Source organism: Phytomonospora endophytica (assembly GCF_014202425.1).
Classification (GTDB): Bacteria; Actinomycetota; Actinomycetes; order Mycobacteriales; family Micromonosporaceae; genus Phytomonospora; species Phytomonospora endophytica.
Window position 1 is genome coordinate 630,263 of record NZ_JACHGT010000002.1, and the last position, 15,362, is coordinate 645,624.

Annotated in this window: 13 protein-coding genes; 8 read left to right on the plus strand and 5 right to left on the minus strand. The window is 72.2% G+C overall.

From position 1 onward, the window contains the following. Positions 1-280: 280 nt before the first annotated feature. The 4 genes from HNR73_RS06190 to HNR73_RS06205 all read right to left on the minus strand — a co-directional run bounded on the left by HNR73_RS06190 (position 281) and on the right by HNR73_RS06205 (position 3,196). Positions 281-541, minus strand: coding sequence for an SHOCT domain-containing protein (locus tag HNR73_RS06190; protein WP_184786275.1), 261 nt, complete (start codon positions 539-541; stop codon positions 281-283). Between the two features lie 116 nt (positions 542-657). Continuing rightward, a complete protein-coding gene (locus tag HNR73_RS06195) occupies positions 658-1,422 on the minus strand; it encodes an alpha/beta fold hydrolase (RefSeq protein WP_184786276.1) in 765 nt (254 codons plus the stop codon). 130 nt (positions 1,423-1,552) lie between these two features. Next, the gene (locus tag HNR73_RS06200) at positions 1,553-2,233 is read right to left on the minus strand and encodes a response regulator (protein ID WP_184786277.1); all 681 of its coding nucleotides are present in this window, start codon (positions 2,231-2,233) and stop codon (positions 1,553-1,555) included. A 27-nt stretch (positions 2,234-2,260) separates the two neighbouring features. Continuing rightward, positions 2,261-3,196, minus strand: coding sequence for a sensor histidine kinase (locus tag HNR73_RS06205; protein ID WP_203686927.1), 936 nt, complete (start codon positions 3,194-3,196; stop codon positions 2,261-2,263). A 269-nt stretch (positions 3,197-3,465) separates the two neighbouring features. On the opposite strand from HNR73_RS06205, the gene HNR73_RS06210 reads away from it, so the two are divergent. The 8 genes from HNR73_RS06210 (at position 3,466) to HNR73_RS06245 (ending at position 12,126) form a co-directional block, all read left to right on the plus strand. Further along, entirely contained in the window at positions 3,466-4,194 is a 729-nt protein-coding gene (locus HNR73_RS06210) for a lysophospholipid acyltransferase family protein (RefSeq protein WP_184786278.1), read from the plus strand. A gap of 99 nt (positions 4,195-4,293) precedes the next feature. Further along, positions 4,294-5,340, plus strand: a complete 1,047-nt coding sequence (locus HNR73_RS06215; RefSeq protein ID WP_184786279.1) for an NAD-dependent epimerase/dehydratase family protein — start codon at positions 4,294-4,296, stop codon at positions 5,338-5,340. A 67-nt stretch (positions 5,341-5,407) separates the two neighbouring features. Continuing rightward, positions 5,408-6,376, plus strand: a complete 969-nt coding sequence (locus HNR73_RS06220) for a serine hydrolase (RefSeq protein WP_184786280.1) — start codon at positions 5,408-5,410, stop codon at positions 6,374-6,376. A 119-nt stretch (positions 6,377-6,495) separates the two neighbouring features. Continuing rightward, positions 6,496-7,332, plus strand: coding sequence for an ABC transporter ATP-binding protein (locus tag HNR73_RS06225; RefSeq protein WP_184786281.1), 837 nt, complete (start codon positions 6,496-6,498; stop codon positions 7,330-7,332). Beyond that, positions 7,329-9,170: a YhgE/Pip domain-containing protein gene (locus HNR73_RS06230; protein ID WP_184786282.1), complete on the plus strand. Its 1,842-nt coding sequence runs from the start codon at positions 7,329-7,331 to the stop codon at positions 9,168-9,170. Before HNR73_RS06225 ends, HNR73_RS06230 begins: the two co-directional genes overlap by 4 nt. A 90-nt stretch (positions 9,171-9,260) precedes the next feature. Then, on the plus strand, positions 9,261-10,238 hold the full coding sequence (locus HNR73_RS06235; RefSeq protein ID WP_184786283.1) for a hypothetical protein: 978 nt from the start codon (positions 9,261-9,263) through the stop codon (positions 10,236-10,238). Positions 10,239-10,307: 69 nt separating this feature from the next. Further along, entirely contained in the window at positions 10,308-11,270 is a 963-nt protein-coding gene (locus HNR73_RS06240; protein ID WP_184786284.1) for an ATP-binding cassette domain-containing protein, read from the plus strand. 43 nt (positions 11,271-11,313) lie between these two features. Continuing rightward, positions 11,314-12,126, plus strand: coding sequence for an ABC transporter permease (locus HNR73_RS06245; protein WP_184786285.1), 813 nt, complete (start codon positions 11,314-11,316; stop codon positions 12,124-12,126). A gap of 14 nt (positions 12,127-12,140) precedes the next feature. Here HNR73_RS06245 and HNR73_RS06250 read toward each other — a convergent pair whose 3' ends face one another. Beyond that, positions 12,141-15,332, minus strand: coding sequence for an ATP-binding protein (locus tag HNR73_RS06250; RefSeq protein WP_184786286.1), 3,192 nt, complete (start codon positions 15,330-15,332; stop codon positions 12,141-12,143). Positions 15,333-15,362 lie beyond the last annotated feature (30 nt).

Genomic DNA, 15,362 nt, shown 5'->3' on the forward strand with positions numbered 1-15,362 from the left:
TGCATGCCTGCGTGAGTGCGGACGTGCGGTTGCGGGTGCCCACATGCCCACATGCCCGCGAATGTGCGTCGCGGTGAGTGCGCGCTGCGGGCGGCCGCGCACCCGCGTGCGGCGCACCCTCGTCGCGGCGAGTGCGTGCGGTCGCGGGTGAGCACCCGCCCGCGGGCCAGCGTGAGCACCCGCCCGCGGGCCAGCGCCACGGGTGAGCGGGTGCGTGCGGCAGGTCGGCGCCTGCGTGCGCGCCCCCACCGCACCCCACCGCACCCCACCGCACCACCGCCTACTTCTCCCGCAGGGTCCGCAGCCTCATCTGGTACTCCTCTTCGGCGATCTCGCCTTTGGCGTACCGGTCGCGCAGGGTGGCTTCGGCGGATTGCCGTCCGCCCCACATGGCCCTGCGGCGGCGGCCGAACACGATGCCGAGGGTGGCGATGACGGCGATCCAGAACAGCGGGAACAGCAGGAACCAGGGTCCGCCTCCGCCGTGCCAGCCGCCGTATCCGTCGTGCAGTCCGCCGGCGAGGATTGTCTGGGTGATCATGTCGGGCTCCGTTCGGTGTGGTCTGCCTGGGTTGTTGTCTCAAGGCTCTTCCGATCGGGGCTTCTCGGCGTCGTCCGGCGGGCGGCTTCGTGGCTACCGCGTGTGGCGTAGGGGTTTCACCGGAGGAAGTCTCTTACGGCGGCGGCGAACCCCGAGGGGTCCTTCTCCAGCAGGAAGTGGTCGGCGTCGAGGACGGCGATCCGTGTGCCGGGTCTGCGGGCGGCCATGTCGGCGGCCATGTCCTCGGTGACGATGCCGCCGTGGGCGCCTCGGATGACGAGGGCGGGGCAGGTGCCGGTCGTCCAGGCGTCCCAGTGTTCGCCGTGGCCGGCTCGTTCGGAGGCGACGGTGTCCTGGGGGTGGAAGGGGAGCCGGGCGGTGCCGTCGGGGAGTTCGCGGAGGCGGTCGCCGACGAAGGTCGCGAGGGGTCCGAGGGCGGCGGTGAGGGCTTCGCGGCTCTCGCCGGTGTAGGGGAGGCCGAGCACGAAGTCGAGGGAGCCGGGCTTGTCGAGGACGGCGGGGATCTCCCCGGCGATGATCGCCGTGACCCGCGCGGGGTGCAGGGCGGACAGGTAGACGGCGGTGAGCGCGCCGCCGGAGTGGCCGATGACGGGTACGGCGTCGAGGCCGAGGTGGTCGAGGAGCGCGACGGCGTCGGCGGCGTATTCGGCCGACGTGTAGGTGGCGGCGCGGTCGGAGTCGCCGTGGCCGCGCTGGTCGGGGGCGATGACGCGCCATTCGCCGGCGAGGGCGGTGGCGAGGGGCGTCCAGGTCGCGGCTTCGCCGAGGTGGCCGTGGAGGGCGAGCACGGGCCGGCCGGTGCCGCCGAAGTCGGTGTAGGCGATGGTGCGGCCGTCGACGGTGAGGGTGGCGGTGTTCACGGTGGTTCTCCTTCGTGCGGGGTGATGGGAACACCGTAACCCGAATTTGGGCGATCGCGCAAGGCGTACGCATTAGGCGATCGCGCAATTCTCCGGGCGCATGAAGGAACAGGAGGTCACAGGGGGTATGTCAGCCCAGCCAGCCCGGCCGGACGAGTCCCGACTCGTAGGCGAGGACGACGAGCTGCGCGCGGTCGCGGGCCCGCAGCTTGATCATCGCGCGGCTCACGTGCGTCTTGGCCGTCGCCGGGCTCACGAAGAGCTTCTTGGCGATGTCCTCGTTCGACATGCCCGCCGCGACCAGCGCGACGATCTCGCGCTCGCGCTCGGTGAGCCGGTCCATCTCGCCGGAGGCGACGGGCTCCTTGGCGCGCGTCGCGAACTCCGACACCAGCCGCCGCGTCACACCCGGCGACAGCAGCGCGTCCCCCCGCGCGACGACCCGCACGGCGTGCAGCAGCTCGACCGGCTCGGTGTCCTTGACGAGGAACCCGCTGGCGCCGACCCGCAGCGCCTCGAAGACGTACTCGTCGAGGTCGAAGGTGGTCAGGATGATGACCTTCACGTCCGACATGCGCGGGTCGGCGGCGATCTGCGCGGTCGCGGCGAGCCCGTCGGTGCCGGGCATGCGGATGTCCATCAGGACCACGTCCGGGGAGAGGTCCTTGATCAGCCGGATCGCCTCGGCGCCGTCGGCGGCCTCACCGACGACCGAGATGCCGTCGGCGGAGTCCAGCAGCGCGCGAAAGCCCGCCCGCAGGAGGGCCTGGTCGTCGGCGAGGAGTACACGGATGTCCTGTGTCGGGCCCATACGCGCGATTCTGCCAGGCCCGCGCGACTAGCCCGGCAGCTCGGCCCGCACGGCGAAGCCGCCGCCGGGCGCGGGCCCGGCCGTGCACGTCCCGCCGAGGGCCCCGGCGCGCTCGCGCATGCCGCTCAGGCCGTTGCCGGGGACGGGCACGCCGCCGGTGCCGTTGTCGGCGACGACGAGCCGCAACGCGCCCTCGTCGTAGGCGAGCGTCACCGACGCGGCCGTCGCGCCCGCGTGCCGGATCACGTTGGTCAGCGACTCCTGCACGATCCGCAGCGCCGCGAGTTCGGTGGCCACACCCAGCTCGCGCGGTTCGCCTTCGACGTCGAAGCGCACGTCGAGCCCGGCGGCGCGGACGCTGTCGACGATCGCGGGCAGCTCCGACAGTCCCGCCGTCGGCGCGCGCGGGGCCTCGTCACCGGGGTTGCGCAGGGCGTCGAGGGCCGCGCGGAGCTCGCCGAGGGCCTCCTTGCTCGCCGACTTGATCGCGGCGAGGGCCGTGCGGGTCTGCTCGGGCCGCTCGTCGACGAGGTGCAGGGCAACGCCGGCCTGCACGTTGATCAGCGAGATGTGGTGGGCGAGGACGTCGTGCAGCTCCTGGGCGATGCGCAGCCGTTCGGCGCCCGCGCGCTGCTCGGCCTCGGCAACGCGCGCGCGGCGGCGTTCGGCGTTGCGCTGCCCGCGCATCCACCTGCCCCACAGGAACAGCGAGGCGACCACCGACAGGAAGATCGGCCCCGGCGCGTACCCCAGCGAGTAGTAGGCCGCCGCGGCGCCGATGGCCACGCCGACGACGGTCCGCGGGTACTTCCCCGCGAACAGCAGCGCCACCGGCCCGGCCAGCAGCAGCACCTTCGACAGCCAGTTCTGCGGCGTCGAGTCGCCGTGTCCCCAGCGCGACGCGCCCGCCGTGCCCACGAACTGGAAGAAGGCCACCAGGATCGGCAGGATCCAGGAGGGCACGCGGAAGGCGTGCCCGGTCCAGCGCTCCGGGTCGTCGGGGTACGCCCGCCGCCAGGGCGGGACGGGACCCCGCCCAAATCGTGGCGGGTTCCGCTTCCCGCCCCGGTCGGCTGCTTCGGTCCGGGTACGGTCCGTAAGATCGCTGTGCTCGTCAGGTTGCACGCGTCAACGGTAGGCGTCGCCGCTGGTCGGTGGCATTCGCCGGTGGGAGTGCGGCCCAGTACGACGGCGGGAGTAGGAGAGCCCGTCGACGACCTCAAGGGAGAACGTTGACAGTCCTGTACAGGGTGCTGCAAGTCACCGCGGCGCCGGCGATCCGCCTGATCTGGCGCCCGAAGTTCACCGGCCAGGAGCACATCCCGCGTCGCGGGCCGGTGCTCATCGTCGCCAACCACCTCTCCGCCGCCGACCACTACTTCCTCGGGCTGATCACGGCCCGGCACATCGCCACCATGGCCAAGATCGAGTACTTCGCGCAGCCCGGCATCAAGGGCAAGCTGATCGGCGCGGTGTTCAACGGCCTCGGCCAGGTGCCCGTCGACCGCTCCGGCGGGCGCGCGGCCCTCGACGGCCTCGGCGCCTCCGAGCAGATCCTGCGCGACGACCGGGTCCTCGCGGTGTTCCCCGAGGGCACCCGCTCGCCCGACGGCCGCCTCTACAAGGGCAAGACCGGCGCGGCCCGCCTGGCCCTGGCCACCGGCGCCACGGTCATCCCGGCCGGCATCCGCGGCACCCAGGACGTCCAGACCGAGGGCAGCATCATGCCGAAGATGGCGAAGGTCCGCATCGACCTCGGCAAGCCCCTCGACTTCACCGACCGCCTCACCGACTCGCCCGACCGGGTCACGCTGCGGGAGGTCACCGACGAGATCATGCGCGCGATCCAGGCCCTGTCGGGTCAGGAGTACGTCGACATGTTCGCCACCCGCGCCAAACGCGAACTCGCCGAGAAGGCCGCGAAAGAGGCCGAGGAGAAGGGCGGGCCCGAGGCGGGCTGACCGCCCACTTGGGACGGATACCCGTCACGTCCCTATCCAGGGCCCTCCGGCCTCACCTAGCCTCACTCCCGCGCGGCTACCGACGGGGAGGGCGCGGACATGAGACTGCTGGTCACCGGACACGAAGGCTATGTCGGGTCGGTCCTCGTCCCGATGCTGCTCGACGCCGGGCACGAGGTCACCGGTCTCGACACGGGCTGGTTCAACGACTGCGCCTTCCCGCCACGGCCCGAGCGGCGCTCCGCCGCGCGGGTGCCGACGTTGCGCGTCGACGTCCGCGACGTCACCTACGACCACTGCGCGGGCTTCGACGCCGTGCTGCACCTGGCCGCGCTCAGCGACGATCCACTGGGGAACCTGAACCCGTCGGTGACCTACGACGTGAACTACCACGCGGCGGTGCGGCTGGCCCGGGCGGCGAAGACCGCCGGGGTGCCGCGTTTCCTGTTCGCCTCGACCTGCGCGATGTACGGGGCCGGTTCGGACGACTGGATCGACGAGCGCGTCTCCTTCGCGCCGGACACGCCCTACGGCGAGTCGAAGGTCCTCGCCGAACGCCGGATCGCCTCCCTCGCCGACGACGACTTCTCGCCGGTGTTCCTGCGGCACGCCACGGCCTACGGGGTCGCGCCGATGCTGCGCGGGGACCTGCTGGTGAACAACCTGGTGGCCTTCGCGGTGACGACCGGCAACGTTCTCCTGCACGGCGACGCCGACTCCTGGCGCCCGCTGATCCACGTGTCCGACATAGCCCGTTCGTACCTCGCGGTCCTGTCGACCGGCCGGGATGCCTGGCACGCACGGGCATATCACGTCGGCCGCAGCGACGAGAACCATCGCATCGCCGACCTCGTGCACCTGGTGTGTGACGAAGTTCCCGGCGCCAAGATCGAATTCGACGACGGCCCCCACCTGGACTCCCGCTCCTATCGCGTGAGCTGTGACCGGATAAGTCGGGAAATCCCGGCGTTCCGGCCATCGTGGACCGTCCAGCAGGGTGTCCGGGAACTCGCCGCCGCCTACCAGGCCGAAGACCTGCGGCTGGCCGACTTCGAGGACCGTTATCTACGGATTCGCCGGATTCGGCGGCTGGTGGCCGACGGGACGCTCGACCTGAGACTGCGGCCCGCGACCGAAATGCCGTAACCTGGCCCCGGTTGCACGACGAAGCCGTTTCACCTTAGGCAGACCCCCAACCTAAGGACTCCCCCGCATGCACCCCGCCGTTCAAAAGAAACTCCAGCTGCTCGCCGACGTGGCCTGGGTGGTCTTCTCCTGGACTCCCCAGCAGGTCTGGAAGCGGCTGCCGTTGCGGGCGGCGGCGATCGGGGTGCTCGTCATCGCCGTCGGCATCACCGTGAGCCTCCAGGGCTCCGACGTCCCCGCGCACGGCGAAGGGGCCGGCGACCCGAGCACGTCGGACTCGGCGAGCGAGCAGCCGGTCTTCAACCCGCCCCCGGCTCCCGAGCCGGTGCTCGACAACGACGAGCTCACCGCGCTGATCGGGGAGTACGTCGCCGACAAGGGCGACATCCACTGCTCGGTCTACGTCAGCGTCGGCGACGAGAGCTTCGAGTACGACGCCGACCGGCACTACGACACGGCCAGCATCGTCAAGGTCGACATCCTCGCGACCCTGCTCTACCAGCACGAGCGGGACGGGACCTCGCTCAGTTCGCGGCAGCGGACCCTCGCGAAGAAGATGATCACCGCCTCGGACAACAAGGCCACCGACGAGCTCTACGGCGACATCGACGGCCCGCACGGCCTCAAGGCCGCCAACAAGGCCTTCGAGATGACCGACACCGAGGCCGGCTGGGACTGGGGCACGGTCAAGACGACCGCCCGCGACCAGGTCGCGCTGTGGCGGGCGGTCATGACCGAGGGCGTCCTCGGCGCCGAGTCGGTCGCCTACCTGCGGGAGCTGACCGGGTCCGTGGTCGGCTGGCAGGCCTGGGGAGTGTCGGCGGCGGCCGGCGAGAGTGACGTCACCATGCTGAAGAACGGCTGGGACACCCGCACCAGCATCGGCGGCCGGTGGGTGGTCAACTCCGTCGGCCTCATCGAGAGGATGGACGGCCGGGCCGTCTACCTGGCGATCCTCACCGACAACCACGGCGACTACGACGCGGCCGTCGACGTCGTCGAGGGACTGGCCGCGCTGGTCGGCGCGCAGATCTAGCGCACGACCGGCCACAGTCGACACCCAAAGCATCCCGGATCGGGTGCAATCAGCCCAAAATCACTAACCGTACTCGTGAGTAACATAGCTGTGTGTCAAAGAGATGTGATCATGAGGGGATGAGCGACGAGACGACGACCGTCCTGCCGTCAGTGTCCAATCTGGACGAGCCGGCCGCGCCGGACCGGCCGTCGTTCCTGTCCGCCCGGGGTCTGCACGCCAAAGGACCCGAGGGCCCGATCTTCGACGGCGTCTCCGTCGAGGCCGAACGCGGCCAGCTCGTCGCCATCGTCGGACAGGGCGGCACCGGCCGCACGTCACTGCTCCTCGCCCTCACCGGACGGTTCAAGCACACCGGCGGGACCGTCACCGTCGACGGGCAGACCGAACCGAAACGGATCCGCGAGTACGCCGCCATCGCCTCGGCCGGACCCGCCGTCGAACCCGACGAGTTCCTCAGCGTCGGCGCCCTGACCAGCGAACGGCTCCTCATCGGCGGCGCCGAGATCACCCCCGCGTCGGTCGTCGAGGCCTGCGACCTGTTCGGCATCAACCCCGACTCCGGCACCCCCTACGGGCACCTCGACGCGCCCACCAAGGTGCTCTTCGCGCTGGCCCTCGCGACCGCCGAGCACCGCCCGATCATCGCCATCGACAACGTCGACGCCGGACTCGACCGCCCCAACGCGCACCGCGTGTGGGGCGCCCTGCGCACCCTCGCCAGCCACGGTCACCTCGTCATCGCGACCACCGCGCAGCCCGACATCGCCGACGTGACCGTGCACCTGCCCGCCGAGCCCCTCGACGCCACCCGCGTCGTGCCGCGCGTCGCGCCGGGCGCCCCACCGCGCCACACCGGCGCCCACCGCGCCGAGACCCGCCCGCCCACCGCGGACGGCACCCCCGGCACCCCGGAAACGACGGCGAACGAACGAGACGAGGACGGCACCCGATGAAGGCTTTCGGTCTCGCGCTGATCGAGCTGCGCCGGTTCAGCAAGCCGGTCCTGCGCAAACTCGCCCTCGGCATGATCGTGCTGGTCCCGCTGCTGTACGGCTCGCTGTACCTGTGGTCCAACTGGGACCCCTACGGCAACCTCGACCAGGTCCCCGTCGCCGTCGTCAACGAGGACCAGCCCTCCACCGTGGACGGCAAGTCCCTCGCCGCCGGAGACGAGTTCGTCGCCCAGCTCAAGGGCACGCCCATCTTCGACTGGAACTTCGTCTCCGCCACCGAGGCGCGGGAGGGCATGGACGACGGGCGGTACTACTTCTCGATCGTCGTGCCGAACGACTTCTCCGCCAAACTGTCCAGCCTCGCCGGGACCAACCCCGAACGCGCGTCGATCTCCATCAACCTCGACGACGCCAACGGCTACATCATCGGCATGATGAGCGAGACGGTGAAGTCGGAGCTCCAGAACCAGATCAACACCGCCGCCTACACCACCTTCGCCAAGACCATGTTCGGCAGCCTCGGCGAGCTCCACACCGGACTGTCCGACGCCGCCGACGGCGCCGAACAACTCGCCGACGGCGCGGCCGCCGCCGACGACGGCGCCAAGCAACTGTCCACCGGGCTGGGCCGGCTCCAGACCGGTTCGGCGCAGGTCGCCAGCGGCGCCCACCAGGTCGCCGACGGCGTCACGCAGATCAACGTCGTCATCCAGACCGTCGCCGACTTCGCCACCGACGCGCTGCCCGGCCTCCAGGACAGCCTGTCCAGCGCCGCCGAGGTCAGCGAGACCTTCGACGGCGACATCGACCGGGTCGTCACGCTGGCCTGCGACGACGACCCCGACGGTAAGATCTGCGCCGACCTGAAGGCGCTGGCCAAACGCGCCGACAACGTCAACGGGACCGTGCAGGGCGCCAACAAGACCGTGCAGAACCTGTCGGTCGACAAGATCACCGACGGCGCCGAGAAGGTCGCCGCGCTCGACAAGGGCGCCAAGGACGTCGCCACCGGCGCCGACCAGGTCGCCTCCGGCGTGTCGGACGCGAAGACCGGCGCCGACCAGCTCGCGACCGGCACGGAGAAGCTCAAGTCGGGCGCCGCGGAACTCGCGACCGGCCTCGACTCCGCCGTCGCGAAACTCCCCAGCGACGACCCCGCGCAGAACGCGCAGGCCGCCGACGTGCTCGGCTCGCCCGTCGGCGTCAACACGACCAACGAACACCCCGCCGGTGTGTACGGACGCGGGCTCGCGCCCTTCTTCTTCGGCATCGCGCTGTGGGTCTTCGGTCTCGTCGCGTTCCTGCTCCTGCGCACCTTCAACGCCCGGGCGCTCGCCGGGAAGGTCAACGCCTTCACCGTCGCCCTCGGCGGCTGGCTGCCCGCCGGCCTGCTCGGCGTCGTCGGCGCGCTCGTGCTGTACGTCGTCGTCGACGTCGGGCTCGGGCTCGAACCCGTCAACGTGCTGGGGACGATCGGGATGTGCCTGCTCGGGGTGCTGACGTTCTCCGCGATCGCGCACTGGCTGCGCATGGCCTTCGACGCCGTCGGAGACGTGCTGATCCTCGTGCTGCTGATGTTGCAGCTGACCGCGTGCGGCGGGCTCTACCCGATCGAGACGGCGCCGGCGTTCTTCCGCGCGCTGCACCCGTTCATGCCGATGACCTACCTCGTCGACGGACTGCGCGTGACGATCTCGGGCGGCGTCGGCGCCCACGCCGTACGCGACGCGGTGGTGCTCGCGGCGATCTTCGCGGCGACCGTCGCCGCGTCGACGCTCACGGCGATGTTCCAGCGCCGTTGGAGCATGGGGCGGATGAAACCCGCGATCGAACTCTAGTCCGTGTCTGTTCGGGCGGCGGGCCGCCAAACGCCACCCGCGCCACGTCGCCCCTGGCCCCTTGTCGCATCCGTCAGGCACACTGCCCCGATGTCCTCCCCCTTCCTCCCCGCCTCCGCCTACGCCGAACGGCTCGGCTTCGCCGACGCCGACGAGCTCCCCGACTGGCTCCCCGAGATCAGCCCCGACTTCCTCGTCCTCGCCGACCGCTTCGACGCCACCCGCGAAGACGGCCGCTACGGCGAGAGGTCCCTCGCCTTCGCCATGGACCTCGAACCGTGGAACGGCCGCTCGGTCGTCGTCCTGTGGGCCCTGCTGCGCGCCCTCCTCGGGCAACCCGGCGGGTCGGCGCTGTTCAGGCGGGAAACCCTCGACGGCGTGCGCTGGTCCGACGCCGACGCCCTGTGGATCGCGTCGATGACCCCCGCGAAGAAGGCGACCTCGCACCTCATCCTCGCCGCCGTCGAGTCCATGCAGGCCGACGAACTCCCCCTCGCCGCCCCGCACGTCGCGCGGCTCCGCGAAGTCGTGACCGACGCGGGCCTCATCGAACGGCTCGACACGATCGACGCCCGCATCGCCGAGGCGCCCAGGCCCGAGGACCTCCTCGACCCGCTCTTCGCCGAACGCGTCGCGGCCACCCTCAACCGGCCCATCCGCGAACTGATCTTCCGTTGCGCCCTCAACCGCCCGGAGCGTCCCTCGTGGTGGTGGCGCGACTCGATGAAACGACTCACCAACGGCCACGAGTACGCCGTCCAGGACATTCTCAAGGCGATCCCCGCGCACCTCGCCGAGCACGGCCGCTTCAGCCGGGGCGAGGACACCCTGCGCGGCCTCATCTTCGTCGCCGACGCCTTCGAGAAGGGCTGGATCATCCCCGTCTTCCGCGACATCATCCTCGCCGCCGGCGGCACGCGCCCACCGCGCAGCCAGAAACTCGCCAACGCCGCCGTCGAGGCCCTCTACTACCACGACAAGTCCCGCAGCACCCTTGAGGACCTGCGGAAACGCGTCCCCGGCAAGGCGCTCCAGAACCGCATCGACACCGTCCTCGAATACATGTGACGGCCCCCGCCAGGCCCGTGCCAGCGCCGTGTGCGCGCCATGCCAGCACCCCCTCGCACCGTTGCGGGCATGACACGACACACCGAACACGCCGTCTGGGCCGAAGGGCTCACCAAGTCCTTCAAGGAGACCAAGGCCCTCACCGGAGTGGACCTCGCGGTCCGCACCGGCACGGTCCACGGGGTCCTCGGCCCCAACGGGGCCGGTAAGACCACCGCCGTCCGCATCCTGACCACCCTCCTGCGGGCCGACGCCGGGCGCGCGCTCGTCGGCGGCTTCGACGTCGCGACCGAGTCGGCGAGGATCCGCGCCCAGATCGGCCTGACGGGCCAGTACGCCTCCGTCGACGAGATGCTCACCGGCTTCGAGAACCTGCTGCTCATCGGGCGGCTGCTCGGCTTCACCCGCCCGCAGGCGAAGACCCGCGCCGGCGAGCTCCTGGAGCGTTTCGACCTCTCCCACGCCGCCGACCGCGCCGCCAAGACCTTCTCGGGCGGCATGCGGCGGCGGCTCGACCTCGCGGCCAGCCTCGTCGGCGGCCCGCGCATCCTGTTCCTCGACGAGCCCACCACCGGGCTCGACCCGCACGCCCGCAACGAGCTGTGGGCGATCGTGCGGGAACTCGTCGCCGAAGGCGTCACGGTCCTGCTGACCACCCAGTACCTCGAAGAGGCCGACCAGCTCGCCGACGAGATCGCCGTCATCGACCACGGCCGCGTCATCGCCACCGGCGCGCCCGAGGAACTCAAGTCGAAGGTCGGCGGCCAGGTCCTCTACGTGCGCGCCGAGCGCGGCACCGACGTCGGCGTCGTCAAGGGCCTGCTCGCCGAGGTCGCCGGCCGCGAGGTCACCGCCGAGGGCGAGGGGCTGACCGTCCCGGTCACCGACACGAAGGTCATGCCCGCCGCGGCCCTGCGCCTCGAACAGGCCGGGATCGAGGTCGCCGAGTTCTCCCTGCGCCGCCCGAGCCTCGACGAGGTGTTCCTGACCCTCACCGGCGCGCCCGCGCAGCCCGTGGAGGTGCCCGCGTGAACGCCTCCCGACCCGAGTCCCGCCCACCGCTTTGGAGCACCCGATGACCGCCCTGACCGCCACCGTCCCCTCCCCCGCACGCCAGCACGGCCTGGCCGCGAACCTGCGCAACATCGCCTCGATCGCGTGGCGCAGCCTGGTCCAGATCAAGCACAACCCCATGGAACTGCTGGACCTGTCGGTCCAGCCGGTGATGTTCCTGCTGCTGTTCACGTTCATGTTCGGCGGCCAGATGTCGGGGTCGCCGCAGGAGTACCTGCAGTACGCCCTGGCCGGGCTGATCGTGCAGAACTCGGTGTTCACCGCGCTCAACACCGCCGTGGGCCTGCACTCCGACGTCGCCAAAGGCGTCTACGACCGCTTCCGCAGCCTGCCGATCGCGCGGCCGGTGCCGCTGATCGGCCGGATCCTCGCCGACATGGTCAAGCAGGTGTGGGCGGTCGCGCTCATGCTCGTGCTGGGTCTGATCATCGGCTTCGACCTCAACGGCGGCATCGGCGGCGCGCTCGCCTCGCTGGCGCTGCTGCTGGTGTTCACCCTCGCCATGGCGTGGCTGAACGTACTCCTCGGGCTCGTCGCGGGATCCGAGGAGAAGGTGATGATGTTCGGTTTCACCATCGCGATGCCGCTGAGCTTCACCTCCAGTGCCTTCGTCCGCACCGACACGCTGCCCTCCGCGCTGCAGTTCTGGGCGGAGAAGATCAACCCGGTGACCGCGATCGCCGACTCCGTCCGCGGTCTCCTCGACGGCACGCCGGTCGGCCACTCGGTGATCGTGACGCTGGTGTGGGCCGCGGGTCTGGTCGTGGTGTTCTTCCCGCTGGCCATGCGCGCCTACCGCGCGAAGCTGTCGTGACGGGCGCCGGGCGATCAGCCCGGCGTCCCCGGACGGCGGACCTCGCCGGGGCCGACCCGGTCGGGCGTCCAATCGGGCCGCCCGTCGCCGAACGCGGCCATCAGCTCCTCCCGCGTCCGGGCCAGTGTCTTGGCCCGGACCTCGGCGTACGCGGCCTCGCCGAGGGCTTCGGCGGCCCGGAGCGCCAGCGCGGCGGCCTCGGGCGAGGACCGGTCGGGCGCACCGCGCAGGACCTCGGCGGCGGCCAGCGCCTCGGCCGCCCCGCGCGCGTCGCCTTCGGACATCAGCGCCGTCCCGACCACCACGGCGGTGTCGGCGACGATCGGGCCGTCGCCGGTGGTCACCGCTATGGCGGCGGCCTCGCGGGCGAGCGCTCCGGCGCCGGGGGCGCCCCGGGCGAGCCGCAGATAGGCCACGGACGCGGCGTGCAGGGCGTCCATGTGCGGCGGGCCGCCGCAGAAGGGCAGCTCGCCGGCGACCTCGTCGAGGGCTTCGGCGGCGCCGTCGAGGTCGCCGACGCGGCGGAGGTGAGCGGCCAGCGCGACGGCCGCGTGGGCGATGTTGTTGTGCTCGCGGACGGCACGGGCGTCGGCGAGGACTTCGCGCAGGCGGGCGGTGGCGGTCTCGGGCGGGTCGATGAGGGCGCGGCAGAGGGCGTAGCGGATGCGCATCTGGGACATGCCCGGGTCGGCGCCGATCTCGTCCTCGGCGGCCAGGGCCCGGCGGAAGACCTCGTCGGCGGCGGCCAGGTCGCCGCGCCACATGCTGATCTCGCCGAGCTCGGCGAGGACGAAGGACAGGCCCCAGCGGTCGCCGATCTCCTCGAAGAGGCGGCCGGAGATCTCCAGGTGCTCGGCCGAGCCTTCGAAGTCGCCGATGTTGACGCGCAGGGCCCCGTGGAAGGAGTAGGCGGTGGCGCGCACCCAGGGGTCGGGGTCGTCGAGGAGGTGCGCGGTGTGGACGACGGCTTGGGTGTCACGCTGATGGAGGATCGCGTCGAGCAGGTCGAGCAGGCGCATCAGCGGCGACGCGTCGCGCAGGTCGTGCTCGGCGCGCAGTTCCAGGGCGCGGTCAACGAAGCCGAAGACCGACCCGAAGCCCGGCCCTGCCTCGAAGGAGTTGAAGGCGCACACGATGTTGGCCAGGGCCGCCGACAGCGGGTCGACGGGCCCGTCGAGGCTCAACGCCGCCAGCGCGGCCTGCGAGCCTTCGGCACGGCGGCTGCGCAGCCACCAGTACCAGCCGAGCGCGGCGACGAAGCGCACGGCGATGGAGGCGTCCTTCTCGCGGACGGCCCAGCGCTGCGCGGCGGCGTGGTTGTCGTAGTCGGCGGTGAGGCGGTGCAGTGCCTTCAGCTGCTCGCCCGTGCGCAGGAGCGGGTCGTCGGCCTCGGCGCGGGCGAGGTAGTGGAGGCAGTGGCGGTGGTGGACCTCGCGGTCGGTTTCCGGGTCGGCGGCCAGTCGTTCGGCGCTGTACTCGCGGATCGTCTCCAGGAGGCGGTACCGGCCGTCGGCGCCGTGCACGACGAGGGACTTGTCGACCAGGGACGTCAACGCGTCGAGCGGGTCGTCGTCGGTCAGCGCCTCGACGGCGGCGAGGTCGGCGCCTCCGGCGAGGACCGACATGCGGGTCAGCAGCTCCCGTTCGGCCGGGCCGAGCAGCTCCCAGCTCCAGTCGACGACCGCGCGCAGCGTCCGGTGCCGGGGCAGGGCGGCGCGGTCGCCGCCGGTGAGGAGGCGGAAGCGCTCGCCGAGCCGGGCGGCGATCTCGGCGGGCGTCATCGAACGCAGGCGGGCCGCGGCCAGTTCGACCGCGAGGGGCAGGCCGTCGAGGCGGCGGACGATGTCGAGGACGGCGGCGAGGCTGGCGTCGGTGACGGCGAAGTCGGGGCGGGCGGCGCGGCCCCGGTCGGCGAGCAGGCGGACGGCGGGGAAGGCGAGGGCCTCGGCGACGGTGACGCCCGGTGCCGGGTACGGCAGGGGCGCGACGGGGTAGAGGGTCTCGCCGGTGAGGCCGAGGGGTTCGCGGCTGGTGGCCAGGACGCGCAGGTCGGGGCAGCCGGCGAGCAGGCGGGCGGCGACGGACGCGGCGGCGTCGACGAGGTGTTCGCAGTTGTCGAGGACCAGGAGGGTCGGGGTGCGGCGCAGGGCGCCGATCATGCGGTCCACGGGGTCGCCGGGGCTGTTCTTGACGGCGCGGCGGGAGGTCAGGACGGTGTCGTGGAGGTCGAGGGCGGTGAGCATGGCGTGCGGGACTTCGGCCGGGTCGGCGACCGGGGCCAGCTCGACGAGGCGGACGTCGCCGTCGGCGCGGGCGGCGGCGCCGATGGCCAGGCGCGTCTTGCCGGCGCCGCCGGGGCCGGTGAGGGTGACCAGGCGGGAGGGGCCGAGCATGTCGCCGATGGCGGCGAGGTCGTCGTCGCGGCCGATGAAGCTGGTGATGGCGGCGGGGAGGTTGTTGTCGCGGCGGGCGAGGGCGGGGGCGGGCGTGCCGCGCAGGACGGTGCGGTGGGTCTCGGCGAGGAGCGGGGAGGGGTCGACGCCGAGTTCGTCGGCGAGGCGGTGGCGGGTGCGGTCGAAGACGGCGAGGGCGTCGGCCTGGCTGCCGGTGGCGGCCAGCGCGCGCATGAGCAGGGCCTGGGCGCGTTCGGCGAGGGGCGCGGCCTCGGCGAGCGCGCGAAGGTCGGGGAGGACGGCGGTGGCGCGGCCGAGGCCGAGTTCGGCTTCGGCGAGGTCGAGGGCGGTTTCGGCGCGGGCGGCCGACAGGCGCGCGACGGCGTCGTCGGCGATGCCGTCGAGGGCGTCGGCGCGGTCGGCGCGCCACAGGTCGAGGGCTTCGCGCAGTTCGGCGGCGGCGCGGCCGTGCTCGTCGGCGGCGAGGGCGCGGCGGCCCTGCGCGGCGAGGCGGGTGAAGCGGTGGGCGTCGACGTCGTCGGGGTCGACGGTCAGGCGGTAGCCGCCGGGGCCCGACTCGATCGAGCCGCGGGCGCCGAGGGCGCCGCGCAGGCGAGAGACGAGCGACTGGACGGTGTTGGCCGCGACCGGCCCGCCGGGCCAGAGGGCACCGGCGACGCGGTCTCCCGACACCCACTGGCCGGCGTCGAGGGCCAGCAGCGCGAGGAGGCCGCGCAGGCGCGTGCCGGACACCGCGATGGCGTGGCCGTCGTCGCCGGCGGCCTCCAGGGGGCCGAGGAGGGCTATCCACATGGGGCCATTCTCTCCCGCGGGGTTCGTTTC